Below are 17191 nucleotides of genomic sequence, written 5' to 3'. Positions count from 1 at the left end.
TTGCGGACAGGGTCGAGGCGGCATAGGATATCAACCGTATTCCAGATTCTGGGACGCCGGGCCGACTCGCTTCGGATCGGGCACTACACCAACTTTCTCGACACTACCGCCTTATCCCCTCCGAGTTGCGGTGAAATAAGGACTGAATAGGCCTTTTAACGGCTAAAACACTCCCTATTTCACCGCAACTCAGGGGGGGATTGCATTACTGGTAGCGCAGGCACTCCACGGGGTCGAGTTTTGCGGCCCGGCGGGCGGGGTAGAAGCCAAAGATTACGCCGATGCCGACGGAGACCGCAAAGGCCAGCAGCACCGTGGCGATCGAAAAACTCGGCGTTATGGTACCGCTGGCACCGAGTTCGCCAAGCGCGCCGGAACCCGCGGCGAACATCGCTAGGCCCCAGGCAAGCAGGTAGCCAATCAGGACACCTAGCAGACCGCCGGTGATGCACAGCGCCGAAGACTCGGCCAAAAACTGTGCGGTGATATCGCGACGGCTGGCACCCAAGGCTCGACGAATACCGATCTCGCGGATGCGTTCGGTCACATTGGTGAGCATCATGTTCATGATGCCGATACCGCCCACGAGCAGCGAAATGCTGGCAACGGCGCCCATGATGAGCGAAAACGCGCCCATAAAGGAGTTGAGGGCGTCGATGGCGCTTTTCATTGAGGTCGCCGACACGCTGTCATATTCGTCGTCATCCGCGATGTCCTTCATGCTGCGCACCTTGGATTCAATCATCTTGCACAGCTCATCCATGTCCGTACCCTCGGCGGCGAGCGCCGTTACGCTGGGAAAAGACGGGTTCTCGTCGCCAAAGAGGCCCGAGATGGTCTCGCGCGGCATGTAGAGCGTGAGTGAGCCCATGGAGTCGCTGCCGCCGTCGATAACGCCGATAATCTGCACCTCGCCGTTCGACACCTTGATGGTCTTGCCGAGCGCGTCCTGTTCGTTGCCGTACAGCTGGTCCGCGCCGCCGCGGCTGATGAGCGCCACGCGTGCGCCAGATTGGGACTCAGCCTGGGTATAGGTGCGCCCCGCGACGAGCTTGCTGGCTCCCACTGCGTCGAGCATGTCGCTATCGACGCCCTGCGCCATGACGTTATAGCTTTTGTCACCGGCCTTGTACTCGGTATAGGCACTGTCCACGATACCGATCTGCTCGATCTGCGGCACCATCTTGCGAAGCTTCTCAACGTCCGACTCGGTGAGCTCTTGCGACGAATAAATCTGCACCATACGCGCGGCGTTGAGGCCCAGGCTGTTGACCAGGCTGTTTTGGATACCGCCGATAAGCGAGGTCATGGCAATGACGGAGGCGATGCCAATAACAATGCCCAGGATGGTGAGTAGGCTGCGTCCCTTGTTGGCCTCGAGGGAGTGAAGGGCTTCTTGGATAAGGTCGCACGTGCTCATGCCTTCACTCCTTTCGTCGGATTGGCGTGTGCGGAAATCATGGGCAGGTTATCAATGGCGCCGTGCAGGGTCTGCGGTGCGTGCGCGATGTACGCGCCGTCGTGGATTCGGCCGTCGCGAATGGTTACGGCACGGTCGGCCTCGGCGGCGATACCGGGATCATGCGTGATGAGCACAATGGTCTTGCCACGTTCCTGGAGTTTGTGGAAGGTCTCCATCACGAGCGCTCCGGTGGCGGAGTCCAGGTTTCCCGTCGGCTCGTCCGCCAGGATGATGGGCGGGTCGTTGACGAGGGCGCGCGCGATGGCAACCCTCTGCATCTGTCCGCCTGAGAGCTCGGAGATGCGGTGGTCCCAGTGGTCGACCGGCAGCGTGACGGCTTGCAGCGCATGAACGGCGCGCATCTCACGCTGAGCCCGCGGCACGTTGGTGTACGACAGCGGCAGCATGACGTTTTCGATGACCGATAGGCGCGGCAGCAGGTTAAAGCTCTGAAAGACAAAGCCGATGCTCAGGGCGCGGACTTCGGTGAGCTCGTCATCGTCGAGCTCCGCCACGTTGAGGCCCTGCAGGTAATAATCGCCTGCCGTTGGCTTGTCCAGGCAGCCCAGGATGTTCATGAGCGTTGACTTGCCCGAGCCAGAAGGGCCGGTAATGGCCACGAATTCGCCGGGATTCACTGCCAGGCTCACGTTATGCAGGATATGGGCGCAGCCGGCCTCGCTCTCAAAAATGCGATGCACGTTGCGGATGTTGATGACGGGACGCATTACAAGCCCTCGTCGGCAGACATGCTGCCAGAGTCGTCGCCGTCGGCCGTCATGCCTGCGCCGGTGTCCACGATGAGGGTGTCGCCGTCGCGCAGCTTGGTAACCGGTACGTCTGCGTTGATCTCATTGCCCTGGTCGTCGCGCTTGACCTGCGTCTTGCCGACCACGGCGTCGTTTTCGTTTTGCGTCACAATGGTCACCTTCACGCGGCGCATCTCCTTGCCTTCACCGTCGGTTGCCACGTTGACGTAATAGTGCTCGCCATCCTCGGTCATGAGCGCCATGGTCGGCACCATCACCACATCGTCGAGCTGCTCGGTTACCACCGAGACCTCGGCGGTCATGCCCGGCTTGAGGCGCGCGTCGGGCGCGTCAATCAAAATATCGACGTTATAGGTCACGCTACCGCCGCCACCGTAGGTGGAGTCGGAGTTTGCCACCGAAGCGATTGTCGTGACCGTTCCCTGGCTCACGATATCGGGAAAGGCCGGATAGGTAACGTTGGCGCTCTGGCCCACTGCGATCTTGGCGATATCCTTTTCGCCCACCTGAACGGTGACCTTCATCTTGGAGAGGTCAGCGATCTGCATGCACTGCTTGCCGCCGGTCGTATCGCCTTCGCCCATAATCATGCCGCCCGTCACCGTGGCGCCGACCTTGGCGTTGAGCTCGACGATGCTGCCCGAGCTGGGCGCGGTCACAGTGCGCTCGGCGGCTTTGGCGTTGGCCTGGTCCAGGGTCGCCTGGGCCGAGGCCAGGTTACGTTGGGCGCTCGAGATGGCGCTCGTGTCGGCACTCGTGCCGGTGCTACCGCTGGCGCCACTTGCGCCTGCCGCATCTGTGTCAGTCGCCGGAGCGGCTTGGGCGGCAGCTACCGCTTTCTGCGCGTTGGCGAGGTCTTCCTGTGCCGCCGCCACCGCGCGCTGCGCCTCGGCAACGTTGCGATCGAGCTCGTCATTTTTAATGGTCATGAGCACATCGCCCTCGTTAACGGACTGGCCGGCTGATACGTTGATCGATGCCACCGTGCCGTCGACAGAAGGGGAGACCACCGAAGCCGAGATAGGCTTGAGCTGGCCTTTAGCCTCGACGGTGGTCGTAAATGTACCCTCGGTGACCATGTCGGTCACCGGCCCGTTGGTACCTGCGGGCCGTGCGTTAATGACGAAGGTTACGACAACGGCGATGAGCACAATGGCGGCCACGACGCCGGCCGCAATGCCGCGTCGGATGAGCTTTTTGCGCCGACGCTCGGCACGCTTCGCCTTGAGCTTGGCGTAGGCCTCTTCGTCAGAAATCTCGGTTGCATCGCTTGTGCTGCCGTTTTGCTGTGTGGCGCGCATGTTTGTTATGAGGGGAAGCGTTTCGGTGGCACCCTCGGGCGCTCGCTCGGTATCATTCGGTCCCGGGGTGATGGTGGGGACATTCGACATGGCGTCTCCTTTATAGAAAGTTCTTCGATAAGTATATGCGCCCGTCGCGAGAAGCGGGCGCATATGGCGGATTCTTTCGGAACTGTTAGATTGGAGCGTCAGTTCCCCGTTGTGCGAAGGCGTGTTTCCCTACGAGTGCACGACCACGCATAGGCCTACGTTGATGCAATCGTGGAGTGCCTTGGCATCGGCCAGACGCAAGTTGATGCAACCGTGGCTGCCGCACCATTTGTAGGAATTTGGGTCGTCAAAGCTCTGATCGTTTTGCCATGTTGCATCATGGAAACCAACCATGTTGCCTTCAAACGGCATCCAATACGACACGGGGCTTTCGTATTTTGGTTTTCCGGTCTTTGGGTCTTTGGCACCGATGAGCTTGCTTGCGCCGTCATTGCTATTGATCTGCCAAACGCCCTCGGGGGTGGCATCCTCTCCCGGTTTGCCCGAGATAAAGTTGGCTTCCCAAACGATATTACCGTTCTCGTCATAGTAGCGCGCGTGCTGCTCGGACAGGTCGACGTCGATATACGCCTTCCAGTCGGGCTCTCCCTTTGCGGTATAGGTGTCGGCCTTCTGGGAGTACTTAATCTCGATTTCGCCGGTCTGCTTGTTGTTAATGGCGTCCTCGACCTGCTTGGCGAGTGCGTCGCTATCGACGGACCAGCCAAAGTCACCGCCCTCGACGGCACATTCTTTGCCGTCGGCACGCGTCCACCAGCGGGTGGTGCCCACGGTATTAAAGCCGTTGGCGAGCTCGGCTGCCCAGCTACCGATCTGCGACGTATCGAGTGTGGGGTTGGCCGGATCGGCAAAGCTGATCCACTGCAACACGGAGCTGCCGTCGACCTTGCCGGCATCCTCGCCGTTGAGCTTGAGGGTCACGTTGACGCCCAAGAAGTTGTTGGCGGCATCGCATGCGGCCTGAATCTGATCATTGGTCAGCGTTTCATTGAGCGGCTCATAGGCATCGTTGCCGAGCTTGGAAAGATCTACGGTCTCGGCCAGCGAGGCAAGCTCGAGCTCGGCATACTTAATGACATGCTCGCGGTTGAGTTTTTCGTTGGAGCGCGCCTTCTCGACGGTAAACTTGCCGGCTTGCTCGTCATAGGAGCTATTGGCCTCGAACGTACCCGAACGGCCCTCGTTAAACTCGTCAATGGCGGCGCCCAGATCCTCCTCAAACTTCTTTTGGTCAAAGGTGTCAGAGAGCATGGACAGGTCGACGTCTTGTTCAAGATCGACTTCGTTGGAGGTAGCGGTTGTTTTGGTCTTGCCGCTTAAGGATTCCACAAGGCGGACCGGCCATATAAAGGCTTCGTTGCGGCTGATGATTTCTTTTGCGGCAGCTTCGCCGTCGACGATGGGTTCATCGGACTCGGGCTGATAGGTCCAGTTAAAGTCATCGCCTGCCACGGTGAGCTTATAGTGCTTCCATGCCGAGTTGACCTTGGTGGCAGCAGACGAAGCGTTGGAGAACGAGACGTCGACGCCGGCAATAGTGGTGTTGGGGTAGGCTACCTGCGAAAATGCGACAACGCCAACAATGTAAACGACAACAATGAGGCCCAGAGCAACGAAAAGGGTCATTTTGGCCCCGGATTTTTTCCCGTTGGCGTGGTTCTCTGACCCACGGGGGCCCTTGTGATGGATTTGCGTGTGTGAAGGCGCGTGCTTAGTCGCTTTATTGCTCTGACGCTGCTGATACGCATGAGGGTTCTGGCGCTGTGAGGTGTTTCCCGAACCATGCTTTGTGCTACGCGTTGGCGTAATGGGGCGCGGCGACTGGACGCCGCCGGTAGGCCTAGAAGGCTGCTGCGGATCGGGAATCAGTTGGGTGCGGTCGTTTTGCGACATCGTATGCATATCCTTCGAATTTCGCCTTGCGGCTCATCGTGTTTTTACTGGGCTTGCATTATAGCGATTACCTAGTTGTTTGTGGTATTGAAACGGTGGCATTGGCAAGAGGTTGGACATTTGTCCCACCTCTTGTTTTGGACTGCTCTTTATCCGCACACACCGCATTTTGCACAGGCCGAAAGCGCGGCCGGAGCCTGCGCGATGCCGCCCTTGGCCGTCTCGCGCAGCGTGGCCGGCAGCGCGTGGCCCACCGAGAGCATGACGTGTGCCATCTGGTCAAACGGCACCAGGCTCTTAATGCCTGCAAGGGCGAGCTGCGCCGAGCTAAATGCGGCCGCCACGCCGATCGCGTTGCGGTTTTGGCATGGCACTTCGACAAGGCCGCCCACGGGATCGCATACAAGACCAAGCAGATTGCTCAGTGCGATAGAGCTAGCGTCGAGTGCCTGCTCGGGCGTGCCGCCCAGCATCTGGACTAGCGCGGCAGCGGCCATGGCGGCGGCGCTGCCCACCTCAGCCTGACATCCGCCTTCGGCACCGGCGACGCAGGCACTTGTGGTGAGGTTGAGACCAATCGCGGCAGCGCAGTAGAGTGCGTCCATGACCTGTTCGTCATCGAGCTGTAGATGGTCGGCGAGCGCCAACACGCAGCCGGGCACGACGCCCGCAGAGCCGGCCGTGGGGGCGGCGACGATGACGCCCATGGTGGCAGAGCGCTCAAGCACGGCCATGGCGCGGGCTACGGCTTCGGTTTGGACGGCGCCCATCAGGTTTGTGCTCAGATCGTTGCGGCATGTGGCGTCGACGAGTTTTGCCTCGCCGCCGATAAGCCCGCCGAGCGAGCGCTGCGGTGCGGCGATGGGCGCCGTTGTCTCCTCGCGCATGACCTCGAGTACGCGGCGCATGGCGGCGACGGCGTGCTGCTCGCCGGTCAGGCGGGCTTCGCGTACGGCCATGACGGCGCCAATGTTGAGGCCCAGTTCGGCGCAGGCGTCGAGGAGCTGTTCGCCATCGTCGAAGATTTCCTTGGCGGAAACGCCGGGGGAGAGCGATGAGGCCGAGCCGGGAAGCTCAATGAAGGTGGCGTAATCGACATGGTCGAGCATGCGTAGCATGGGAACGACGATGTCATCGGGGGTGCCGTCAGTCTCAAAGACGGAATAAGCTTGGCCGCCCACCTCGGTGCGGTAGGTGCGGCAGAAGGCAATGTTTACGTGTGCGTAGGCGAGCTGGTTCGTGAGCGCGGCGAGAACGCCGGGGACGTCCTGGTGCGCCACAAACAGGGTAGAATACATGCCCGAGATATCGACGCCGACGCCGTTGATGCGGCTGATGCGCATCTTGCCGCCGCCAAGGCTCTCGCCGCGGACCTGCGCCGTGGCGCCCGTGTCATCGACCATGTCGATGTCGACGGTGTTGGGGTGGATGGAGGCGTCGTCGCCCTTAATGTCAAAGTGATAGCTGAGGCCCCGCTCGCGCGCGAGGTCAAAGGCCTGCTTGATGTTCTCGTCGTCGGTGTCGAGGCCCAAGATGCCCGCGACGAGTGCGCGGTCGGTGCCATGGCCGCGGTAGGTGTGGGCAAAGGAGTTCCACAGGCCAAAGGTGACCTTGGTGATGCGGCCTTCCAGCAGACTGGCGGCAACTTGGGCGCAACGCAGGGCGCCGGCGGTGTGCGATGAGCTGGGGCCGACCATGATGGGGCCCAAGATCTCGAATGCCGAGGTCGTAGCTAGTGTTTGCGGCTTGCCTGCCATGGCTGCTCCTTTTCTATCCCGTCGTCCCGAGGGGCGGGGCAAACGCTGTCCCGTCGTTCCGAGGGCTTTAGTATTTGGTCGCCTGCTCGGACAGTCCTGCTCGCACGGAGAGCACATTAAGTGCTCTCCGGCTCGTGCGGAACTCGCGATCGACCAAATACTAAAGTCCTCGGAACTTAGGATACATTGTTGGAGTCGCTCTGCTGCAAAATTTATCGGCCTGTGACCTATTCCATGTCCCAGGTCGGCTCATCTTCACCACCTTTAAATAAAAAAGAGGTACCGGTTGTTCCGGTACCTCTTTTTGGTGCGTTTTTATTTGGATGTGGCTTTTCTCGTTAGCTTACAGGCCGCAGGCTGCTTTGAGTTCGTCGATGCGGTCCGTTTTCTCCCAGGTAAAGTCGGCGTCTTCGCGGCCAAAGTGACCGTAGGCTGCCGTCTTTTCATAGATGGGGCGACGCAGGTCCAGGTCGCGGATGATTGCGCCCGGGCGCAGGTCAAAGGTCTTCTCCACGGCCTCGACGATCTTGTCCTCGGCAACATGCGCGGTGCCAAAGGTGTCGACCATGATCGACAGCGGCTTGGACACGCCGATGGCGTAGGCCAGCTCGACCTCGCAGCGATCGGCCAGACCGGCGGCGACTACGTTCTTGGCGACCCAGCGAGCGGCGTACGCGGCAGAGCGGTCGACCTTGGTGCAGTCCTTGCCGCTAAAGGCGCCGCCGCCGTGACGGCCGTAGCCGCCGTAGGTGTCGACGATGATCTTGCGGCCGGTCAGGCCCGTGTCGCCCATGGGGCCGCCCACGACAAAGCGTCCGGTGGGGTTCACATAGATATCGGCGCCATCCCACGGCATGTTCTCGGCATCCATGACGGGTGCGATGACATGCTCGATGAGGTCGGCCTTGATCTTGCCCATGTCCTCAACTTCGGCAGCGTGCTGCGTGGAGATGACGATGGTTGTGACCTCCACGGGCTTTCCGTCCTCGTAGCGCACGGTGACCTGGGTCTTGCCGTCGGGGCGCAGATAGGGCAGGGTGCCGTCGTGGCGCACGGCGGACAGGCGTTCCGCCAGGCGGCTTGCCAGGTAGTGCGGCATGGGCATGAGGGTCTTGGTCTCGTTGGAGGCGTAGCCAAACATCATGCCCTGGTCGCCGGCACCGATCAGGTCGATCGGGTCGGTGGTGGCGCCGGTCTGGGTCTCAAATGACTCGTCGACGCCCTGGGCGATATCGGGGGACTGCTCGTGGATGAGGCTCATGACGCCGCAGGTATCGCAGTCAAAGCCAAACTTGGCGCGGTTGTAGCCGATGCGGCGGATGACGCCACGGGCGATTTCCTGCACGTCGACGTATGCCTGGGTGCGAATCTCTCCGGCGACGATGACGGTGCCGGTGGTCACGAGGGTCTCGCAGGCGCAGCGGACGTTTTCAACGTTGGCGGGCACGCCGTTGGGCGCAATATAGCCCTGCTCCTGCAGCTCTATTTCTTTGGCGAGGATTGCGTCGAGGACGGCATCGCTGATCTGGTCGGCGATCTTATCGGGATGGCCTTCGGTCACCGACTCCGACGTAAACACAAAAGACCCCTGCTGGGGCGGGATGGAACGAAGCTCTTCTGACATGATTGTCCTTTCGAATACCGTGTCCCAGCGACCGTTACCATTCCGCTGGGCTCTGTATGCAGGGGCACATCATAGCGCGTAAATCCAACATTCACACCCTTTCCGCACCTACTCATTGGGTAGCTAATTTGTGACGGGGCTTTTTTAGCTACCCCGGCTGATTGTTTGCTGGTTTAGCCGATAGCCTGCCGGGGCAGCTAAAAAAGCCCCGTCCCAAATTAGCTATTAGCTACCCCGGCTGATTGTTTGCTGGTTTAGCCGATAGCCTGCCGGGGCAGCTAAAAAAGCCCCGTCCCAAATTAGCTACCCGGCTTCGATGACTGGGTCGGTGCCCTTTGTGCGGAGGTGGGCATTGTTGCTTTATACTGGTACGGTTAGACATCCATCCTGCAATCGAGGAGATTTCCATGGCATCAGACGTTCGCGTCCGCTTTGCACCCTCACCGACGGGCAAGCTGCACATCGGCGGCGCCCGCACCGCTATCTATAACTGGGCTTTTGCCCGCGCAAACGGCGGCACGTTCATCCTGCGCATCGACGACACCGATCCCACCCGCTCTACCGACGAGAACACGCAGATCATTCTGCGCGCTATGCGTTGGCTGGGCCTGGACTGGGACGAGGGCCCCGAGGTTGGCGGCGACTATGGCCCCTATGCCCAGACCGAGCGCCTGGACCTGTACAAGCAGGCCGCCCAGAAGCTTTGGGACGAGGGCAAGGCCTATCCCTGCTTCTGCACCAAGGAGCAGCTCGAGGCCGACCGTAAGGCCGCCCAGGAGCGTAAAGACCCCTTCCAGGGCTATCAGCGCCGCTGTCGCGATCTCGATCCCGAGGAGGCACGCCGCCGCATCGAGGCCGGCGAGCCCTACGTCCTTCGCATCAAGGTGCCCGAGGACCGCGGCGATGTCGTCATCCACGACGCCGTCCACGGCGAGGTGACCTTCGACGCCAAGGAGCTCGACGACTTTGTCATCTTTCGCTCCGATGGCACGCCCACGTATAACTTCGCGACCGTCGTCGACGACGCCATGATGAAGATCACCCATGTCATCCGCGGCGACGACCATCTGTCCAACACCCCGCGCCAGGTCATGGTTTACGAGGCCCTCGGCGCCCCCGTTCCCACGTTTGCCCACATCTCCATGATCTTGGGTGCCGACGGCAAGAAGCTCTCTAAACGCCACGGCGCCACCTCGGTGGAGGAGTACCGCGACGCCGGCTACCTGTCCGACGCGTTCGTTAACTACCTGGCGCTGCTCGGCTGGTCGCTCGACGGCGAGACCACGATCATCCCGCGCGATGTTCTGGCCCGTAAGTTCTCGCTCGACCGCATCTCTAAGAACCCGGCGACCTTCGACCCCAAAAAGCTCGACTGGGTCAATGCCGAGTATATCAACAACATGTCCGACGCCCAGTTTGCCGACGAGATCATGATCCCCGAGCTGCACGAGGCCGGTATGATCGAGGGTAACATCGAGTACGGCGAGGACTGGATCGATGCGCTTGCCGCCATCGTCAAGCCGCGCACCAAGATGCCGGTCGACGCCGTGACCGTCGCCGCCCCCATCTTTGCCAAGGCCGAGACGCTCGAGTATGACGAGAAGTCTGTCAACAAGGGTCTGGCCAAGGAAGGCATGGGCTCCATTCTGGATGCCGCCAAGGTCGCGCTCGAGGGCGTGGATGAGTGGACGGCTGCCAACATCGACGCCGCGCTTGAGCCGCTGCCCGAGCAGATGGACCTCAAGAAGCGCGTGGTGTTCCAGGCTGTGCGCGTCGCCGTCTGCGGTAACATGGTGAGCCCCCCGCTGGGCGAGACCATGGCGCTCGTCGGCCGCGACGACTGCCTGGCGCGTATCGACCGCGCCCGTACGATGGCGCTGTAGCAGCTGCGTAAGCGCATGTATCCGAGCCCCGTTCACCCGAGCGGGGCTCTTGTTTCTAAAGACGTATGGGATGGGAGGTACAGAGACCATGGCCGAGCAACTGTCGCTGTTTGGTTCGCCGGAACCTAAGGAAGCTCCGAAGTCCGCTGCCCCTGCCGCCGCCCCGGCGCAGCCCGAGCTCGCACCCGAACCCGTCTCCGCCTACGCGAGCGTGGTTCTCGACATCCCGACCCGTGCGCTCTCCGAGCCATTCGACTACGGCATCCCGCAGTCCCTTGCCAACGATGCCCTGATCGGGTCCACGGTCCTGGTCCACTTTGGCAACCGTGCGGCCGCGGGCTATATCGTCGATATCGCGCCCGAGCTGGGCGACCTGCAAGGCAACGACACCCTCGACCCCTTGCGCATCAAGCCCATCGAGGCCATCCTCAGCAAGCCGCTCTTTACCGCCGAGGCTGCACGCATTGCGCGCTGGATGAGCCACGAGTACGTCGCGACGCTTTCCGAGTGCCTGCGTCTGTTCTTGCCTCCGGGCGGCAGTCCGCGTGTCGTGAAGGGCGATGACGGCGTGTGGACCGTTGAGCGCCCCGCCGTAAAACCCATCCAAAACCGTTGGGTCATGCTCACACCCGAGGGTTTCGACTATACGCCGCCCAAGACAGCGGTCCGTCAGCGTCAGCTCATCGACGCGCTCCAATGCGGCCCGGTCACGACGCGCGACCTCAACCTGCTCTACAACAGCATGTCGGCGACCATTAAAGCGCTCGAAAAACGCGGCGTCGTGGTGGTGGAGGAGCGCCGCGCCTGGCGTGGGTGTAGCGAGCAGACCACGTTGTCCTCGGCATGCGGCAAGGCGCCGGTTTCTCTCACCAACGGCCAGCAGCAGGCGCTCGCGCAGATTGAACGCGCCCGCCTTGATGCCCATGGCGACGTGGTCCTTGTCGATGGCGTCACCGGTTCCGGTAAAACCGAGGTTTACCTTTCGGCCATTGAGCGCGTGCTGGCGGCCGGCCGTTCGGCCTGCGTGCTCGTGCCCGAGATCTCGCTGACGGCCCAGACCGTCGGCCGCTTCCGCTCGCGCTTTGGCGAGACGGTCGCGGTCTTCCACTCGCGACTTTCGGCCGGCGAGCGTCTGGACCAGTGGGATATGGTTGCCAGCGGTGCCGCGCGCGTGGTCGTGGGCGCCCGCTCGGCGCTCTTTTGCCCGCTCAGCGATCTTGGCCTCATCATCATCGACGAGGAGCACGAGACCAGCTACAAGCAGGGCTCCAGCCCGCGCTACCATGCGCGCGAGGTGGCTGCCGAGATGGCGCGCCGCTATCGGTGCCCGCTCGTGTTGGGCTCCGCCACGCCCTCGGCCGAGGCCCTCGACCGCTGTCGCCGCGGTATGTACAACGGTGCCACCTGGACGCGTGTCGAGATGCCCGAGCGCCCGGGACACGCCGTGCTGCCCACGGTCCGCATTGCCGACCTACGCCGCGAGTTCTCGCACGGCAGCCGCTCCATGTTCTCTAAACCGCTGATGGACGGCTTGGAACGCGTGGTCGAGCGCCGAGAGAAGGCCGTACTGCTGCACAACCGCCGCGGTTTTGCGCCGTTTTTGATGTGCCGTGAGTGCGGCTGCGTCCCCACCTGCAACCACTGTTCTACCGCGCTCACGTACCACGAGCGCACGCACACACTGCAGTGCCACACCTGCGGATCTTCCTGGCGCGTGCAGCCCTATCCGGCGCCCACGAGTCGCTGTCCCAAGTGCGGCAGCCGCTACCTGGCAAAAATGGGGCTGGGTACGCAGCAGATTGAGGACGCCCTACACCAGATACTGCCCGAGGATGTCGCCGTCATTCGTATGGACGCCGATTCCACACGCGGCAAGGATGCGCACAAAAAACTACTCGAGCAGTTCGATGCCGCCGATTGCGCGGTGCTGCTGGGCACCCAGATGATTGCCAAGGGCCTCGACTTTCCCGAGGTCACGCTCGTGGGCGTGGTCAATGCCGACTTTGCGTTAAAGCTGCCCGATTTTAGGGCGGGGGAGCGCGCCTACGATTTGCTGGAACAGGTCGCCGGCCGCGCCGGTCGCGGCGATCGTCCCGGCGAGGTTATCATCCAGACGTATCTGCCCGAGGACCCGGTCATTCGCGCCGTCGCCGAGCACGATCGTTCGATCTTTACCGACTACGACCTGGACCAGCGCCGCGACGCGCTGTACCCGCCTTTCGTGCGTCTTGTCAACATTTTGGTGTGGTCGGCGAATCGTGATAATGCGCAGGACTACATTGGGCGCATCGCAAAGCTCCTCAAGCGCCGCTGGCATGCCGCCGCGCCTGACTTTTTGCGGGCCGGAAGCGCCGTGCCCCAGGTGCTGGGCCCGGCTTCGTGTGTAATCGAGAGAGCCAAAGACCGTTACCGCTTCCATCTGCTTGTAAAGTCGCCGGTAGGGTACCATGTCTCTGATGATATCGACGCCTGCCTCAAAGAGGTGGGCTCCGTGCGCGGCGTGAGCGTGAGCGTTGACGTCGACGCCTATGATTTGATGTAACAACCCGAAAGGATGGCCATGGAAGCCAACGGAATCGTACTTTCGCCCGACCCTCGTCTGCGCCAGGAGTGCGCCGTCATCGAGGAGATCACCCCGGCGATCGAGGCGCTTGCCGAGAAGATGAAGAAGATGATGTTCGACAACGGCGGTTGCGGCCTGGCTGCCCCGCAGATCGGCGAGCTCATCCAGCTCGTCACCATCGACTGCGACTACACCGACAAGAACGACTATGACCCGTACGTGCTCATCAACCCTGTCATTGTTGAGCAGAGTGACCATCTGGTGCCGTTTAGCGAGGGCTGCCTTTCTATCCCTGGCATTAGCTGCGAGATCGAGCGTCCCGACCATGTCGTTGTCGAGGCATACGATCTGGATGCCAACCTGATTCGCTATGAGGCCTCGGGCGACCTGTTCTGCGTGTGCCTGCAGCACGAGATCGATCACTTGCACGGCAACACCATGTTCGAGCGACTCAAGCCGATGCAGCGCATCAAGGCCGTCAAGGAGTACCAGGACGCCCTGGCCCGCGGCGCTCGACCGGGCGAGACTGAATAAGGTCGTCCGTCCCTGGGGCTGGCCGCCTATATATCGTCCCGCGCGCAGTTTCGCAGCGCAGCGAGAATGTTTGAGCACGGGATGATATATAGGCGGCCAGCCCCAGGGACTACTAGTTCTTGGCTCGGTTCGCCCGGGTGCCGTCGGGCCAGGGAGGGGCATCTTCGCTGATAATTGCTTTGTTGGAAGAGCTGCTTTTATTGCGGCTCTTTCTTTGGTTTTGGGTATATTTGTTCTTGTTGAATTGTTATTGCGGATGGGCTGGTGACTTGGCTTTCCGCTGTTATTTGGAGCCGTCTCGGTTTTGTTTGAGGGGAGACGTTCTTGATGCGTATTGTGTTTATGGGTACGCCCGATTTCGCGGTGCCGTCGCTGACTTCGCTTGTTGAGGCTGGGAATGAGATTACGCTGGTAATTACGCGTCCCGATGCTGTTCGCGGGCGTGGTAAAAAGCTGGAGCCGTCTCCTGTTAAGGCCAAGGCGCTTGAGCTTGGTCTGCCCGTTGTTGAGGCAAATCGTATGACGCCGGATGTTATTGATCGGCTTAAGGCTGCTGATGCCGATATTTTCTGTGTGGCTGCCTATGGCTGCATTTTGCCCGATGAGGTGCTGCATATGGCGCCGCTCGGTATTGTGAATGTTCATGCTTCGCTGCTGCCGCGTTGGCGTGGCGCCGCTCCCATTCAGCGTGCCATTCTTGCTGGTGACGAGGTTGCTGGCGTTTCCATTATGCGCATTGGGCATGGTGTGGATACGGGCGCTTATTGCGCCCAGGTGTCGACCTCGGTTGCCGGTAAACATGCCGAGGCGCTCACGATGGAGCTTGGTGAGCTGGGCGGTAAGCTGCTTGCCGATACGCTTCCCTCGCTAGCCGAAGGCTCGGCTGTTTGGACTGAGCAGGATGAGTCGCTCGTCACGCATGCTGCCAAGATTTCCAAGCAGGAGATGCGTCTGGATCCGCAGATGGGGGCGCTTGATTGCGTGCGTCATGTGCTTGCCTCTTCCGACACCGCTCCCGCTCGCTGCGTGATTGCCGGCAAGACCGTGCGCGTCCTCGATGCCGCGCCGGCAGATGTATCGCTTGGCGAGGGGCTCGTCGCTGTTCAGGCCAAGCGCGTCTACCTGGGCCTGTCCGATGGCGCGGTCGAACTGCTCGAGGTTAAGCCCGATGGTAAGCGTGCTATGGCTGCTTCTGCCTGGGCTGCCGGCCTGCAGGGTGCGGATCTTTCGTGGGGTGTTTTGTCATGAGTAAGCTTTCCCCCGCGCGCAAGCTCGCGCTTGATGTTTTGATGGAGGCCGATCGCCGCGGCATGTACGCGCGTGACGTGCTCTCGTCCCGCGCCTCGGCCAAGGCCATCGACCAGCGCGATTCTGCTTTTGCCGCTCGTTTGGCACTGGGCGTTGCAGCCACCCAGGGCATTTTGGATGAGCTGCTCGACCAGTTTCTCGATAAGCCCAAAAAGGTCGCGCCTCGTGTGCGCATGGCACTACGTATCTCGGCCTTCGAGATGCTCTACCTGCATACCCCGGGTCGTGTTGCGGTGAGTCAGGGCGTTGAGCTCGTGCGTAGCGGTGCTAAGTCTGCCGCAGGACTGGCGAACGCCGTGCTGCATAAGGTCGCGAACAACGTCGAGGACTTTGCCACTGCGGCGGATGCCGATGAGTCCGAGCGTCGTTTGGTTCGCCTATCTCGCCTGATGGGCATGCCGCGCTGGCTGTGCGCTCGCATTATGGCGTCGTTCGATACACCCGAGGGCGCGCTCGGCTTTGCCGGCAATCTGGCGCCCGCGCCGCTGGCTTTGCACGAGAATGCCTTTGCAACAAAACCCGATCCGTACATTTCGCAGCTTGTGGCACCCGTGTTCCCGGGTTGCCATGCGCCGGTCGACGCGCAGGCCACGGTTGCGTCGGGTGTGTTTGAGCGCGCAGCTGCCGTGGCCTCGGACCTTAACGCCCAGCTCATCGCTACCGCGGCGACCCGTCCCGGGCGTTGTCTAGAGATTGGCGCCGGTCGTGGCACCAAGACCTATGTGATGATGTGCCAGGCCAAACGTGCCGGTTATGACCGCCAGCACACCGCACTCGATTTGCACGACCGCAAGTGCGACCAGAATCTCGCACGTCTGCATAAGGCGGGTATTACGGGTGTTCGTACGGTGTCGGGCGATGCCTGCGAGCTTAATGAGGTGCTCACGTCCTTTGACGCGATGCTTGGCGAGCCTGCCCTGTTCGACACGGTGTTTATCGATGCTCCGTGCTCGGGCACCGGCACCATGCGCCGTCATCCCGAGATTCCGTGGCGTCTGACCGAGAACGACGTTACGACGGAGTTGCCCCGCCTGCAGCTGACGATGCTCAAGGAAGCAGCCGCGCGCGTGGCTGCCGGCGGTGAGCTTATCTATGCCACCTGCTCGGTCTTCGACGAGGAGAACACGCAGGTCGTTGATGCCTTCCTAGCCTCTCCCGAGGGCGACGGCTTTTCCGTGGCGCCGCTCTCCGAGGCGCAGATTCTGCAGCTGCCAGAGTTCGCCCAGGCCAAGAAACTCGTATCGGTACGCCAGAACGACCGTGGACTTTTCCAGAGCGTCCCCGCAAACGCCGACTCCTACGACGGCCACTTCTGCGCCAGACTGGTCCGCAAGTAAAACGGATTCCAAGGGTAGCTAATTTGGGACGGGGCTTTTTTAGCTGCCCTGGCCGCCAGTGGGCCAAACATTTGCGTTATCAGCTGGGGCAGCTAAAAAAGCCCCGTCCCAAATTAGCTAAAGAGTGGGAAAAATAGCCCCGTTTCATACTCGCTGCTATCAAAAGTAGGGCGGATTACGGGGCAAGATTGGTGATGCCTGACCACAGCAAAAATGGCCTAAATAAAACCGCAGGTAGATGGTTTGTTGAAATTTGCAAATGACCGGAATGGATAGAGGTTGCCAATTCGGCCCCGTAATCCGGCAGGGTTTTGAAATGTTACAAACTTAGCATCAGCCCGAAATCCGATCTAAAGAAAAGTTGCGGTGAAATGGATCCTGTTTGGCCCTTGAAAGGGCTGATTCAGGAACTATTTCACCGCAACTCATCAGGAAGCCTGGGTGTCGGGACCGCTTGTCGCTAGTGGTTATGTGGGCAGTCGGCGCAGCAGCCACTGGTGGCGCTGGTGCTGGACCCGCCACTGCGCTGGTCGGTGTTGTAGAAACCGCTGCCGTCGAACTTAATGCCGCTGGCCGAGAACGTCTTGGATGCCGGGGCGCCGCAGCTGGGGCATACGACCTCGGGAGTCTCGGACATGGGGTGCTCAACCTCAAAAACGTTGCCGCAGCTCGTGCACTTATATTCGTAGCGCGCCATAATTCTTCCTT

General features: G+C 61.1%; 12 protein-coding genes. 5 read left to right on the top strand and 7 right to left on the bottom strand.

Annotated features, from left to right (window positions below):
* Positions 1-205: 205 nt before the first annotated feature.
* The 6 genes from ACTQ1S_RS07315 to metK all read right to left on the bottom strand — a co-directional run bounded on the left by ACTQ1S_RS07315 (position 206) and on the right by metK (position 8858).
* Positions 206-1420, bottom strand: a complete 1215-nt coding sequence (locus tag ACTQ1S_RS07315) for an ABC transporter permease (protein ID WP_441547408.1) — start codon at positions 1418-1420, stop codon at positions 206-208.
* Positions 1417-2190 carry an ABC transporter ATP-binding protein gene (locus tag ACTQ1S_RS07310; RefSeq protein ID WP_427717357.1) on the bottom strand — a complete coding sequence of 258 codons (774 nt, stop codon included), beginning with the start codon at positions 2188-2190 and terminating at the stop codon, positions 1417-1419. Before ACTQ1S_RS07310 ends, ACTQ1S_RS07315 begins: the two co-directional genes overlap by 4 nt.
* The gene (locus tag ACTQ1S_RS07305) at positions 2190-3623 is read right to left on the bottom strand and encodes an efflux RND transporter periplasmic adaptor subunit (RefSeq protein ID WP_441064220.1); all 1434 of its coding nucleotides are present in this window, start codon (positions 3621-3623) and stop codon (positions 2190-2192) included. Before ACTQ1S_RS07305 ends, ACTQ1S_RS07310 begins: the two co-directional genes overlap by 1 nt.
* 129 nt (positions 3624-3752) lie before the next feature.
* A complete protein-coding gene (locus ACTQ1S_RS07300) occupies positions 3753-5210 on the bottom strand; it encodes a L,D-transpeptidase (protein WP_441547407.1) in 1458 nt (485 codons plus the stop codon).
* A 416-nt stretch (positions 5211-5626) separates the two neighbouring features.
* Positions 5627-7234, bottom strand: a complete 1608-nt coding sequence (gene sdaAA / locus ACTQ1S_RS07295; RefSeq protein ID WP_441547406.1) for an L-serine ammonia-lyase, iron-sulfur-dependent, subunit alpha — start codon at positions 7232-7234, stop codon at positions 5627-5629.
* 343 nt (positions 7235-7577) lie between these two features.
* Positions 7578-8858, bottom strand: coding sequence for a methionine adenosyltransferase (metK, locus tag ACTQ1S_RS07290; protein ID WP_427747377.1), 1281 nt, complete (start codon positions 8856-8858; stop codon positions 7578-7580).
* Positions 8859-9265: 407 nt separating this feature from the next.
* On the opposite strand from metK, the gene gltX reads away from it, so the two are divergent.
* The 5 genes from gltX (at position 9266) to ACTQ1S_RS07265 (ending at position 16483) form a co-directional block, all read left to right on the top strand.
* Positions 9266-10741 carry a glutamate--tRNA ligase gene (gene gltX / locus ACTQ1S_RS07285; RefSeq protein ID WP_441547405.1) on the top strand — a complete coding sequence of 492 codons (1476 nt, stop codon included), beginning with the start codon at positions 9266-9268 and terminating at the stop codon, positions 10739-10741.
* Positions 10742-10811: 70 nt separating this feature from the next.
* Positions 10812-13283 carry a replication restart helicase PriA gene (gene priA / locus ACTQ1S_RS07280; protein WP_441547404.1) on the top strand — a complete coding sequence of 824 codons (2472 nt, stop codon included), beginning with the start codon at positions 10812-10814 and terminating at the stop codon, positions 13281-13283.
* Between the two features lie 18 nt (positions 13284-13301).
* Positions 13302-13838 carry a peptide deformylase gene (def, locus tag ACTQ1S_RS07275; protein ID WP_118449363.1) on the top strand — a complete coding sequence of 179 codons (537 nt, stop codon included), beginning with the start codon at positions 13302-13304 and terminating at the stop codon, positions 13836-13838.
* Between the two features lie 327 nt (positions 13839-14165).
* Complete coding sequence (gene fmt / locus ACTQ1S_RS07270) at positions 14166-15086, top strand: methionyl-tRNA formyltransferase (protein ID WP_441547403.1); 921 nt, start codon at positions 14166-14168, stop codon at positions 15084-15086.
* Positions 15083-16483 carry an RsmB/NOP family class I SAM-dependent RNA methyltransferase gene (locus tag ACTQ1S_RS07265; protein ID WP_441547402.1) on the top strand — a complete coding sequence of 467 codons (1401 nt, stop codon included), beginning with the start codon at positions 15083-15085 and terminating at the stop codon, positions 16481-16483. The genes fmt and ACTQ1S_RS07265 overlap by 4 nt, the downstream gene beginning before the upstream one ends.
* 460 nt (positions 16484-16943) lie before the next feature.
* On the opposite strand, the gene ACTQ1S_RS07260 is transcribed toward ACTQ1S_RS07265, so the two are convergent.
* Positions 16944-17180 (bottom strand): FmdB family zinc ribbon protein, encoded by a 237-nt coding sequence (locus ACTQ1S_RS07260; RefSeq protein WP_154518065.1) that lies wholly within the window; start codon positions 17178-17180, stop codon positions 16944-16946.
* Positions 17181-17191 lie beyond the last annotated feature (11 nt).

The organism is Collinsella sp. LCP21S3_D3 (assembly GCF_052118305.1).
Classification (GTDB): Bacteria; Actinomycetota; Coriobacteriia; order Coriobacteriales; family Coriobacteriaceae; genus Collinsella.
The sequence above is the reverse complement of the archived record's forward strand: the minus strand, read 5'-3'. Positions and strand labels throughout refer to the sequence as shown.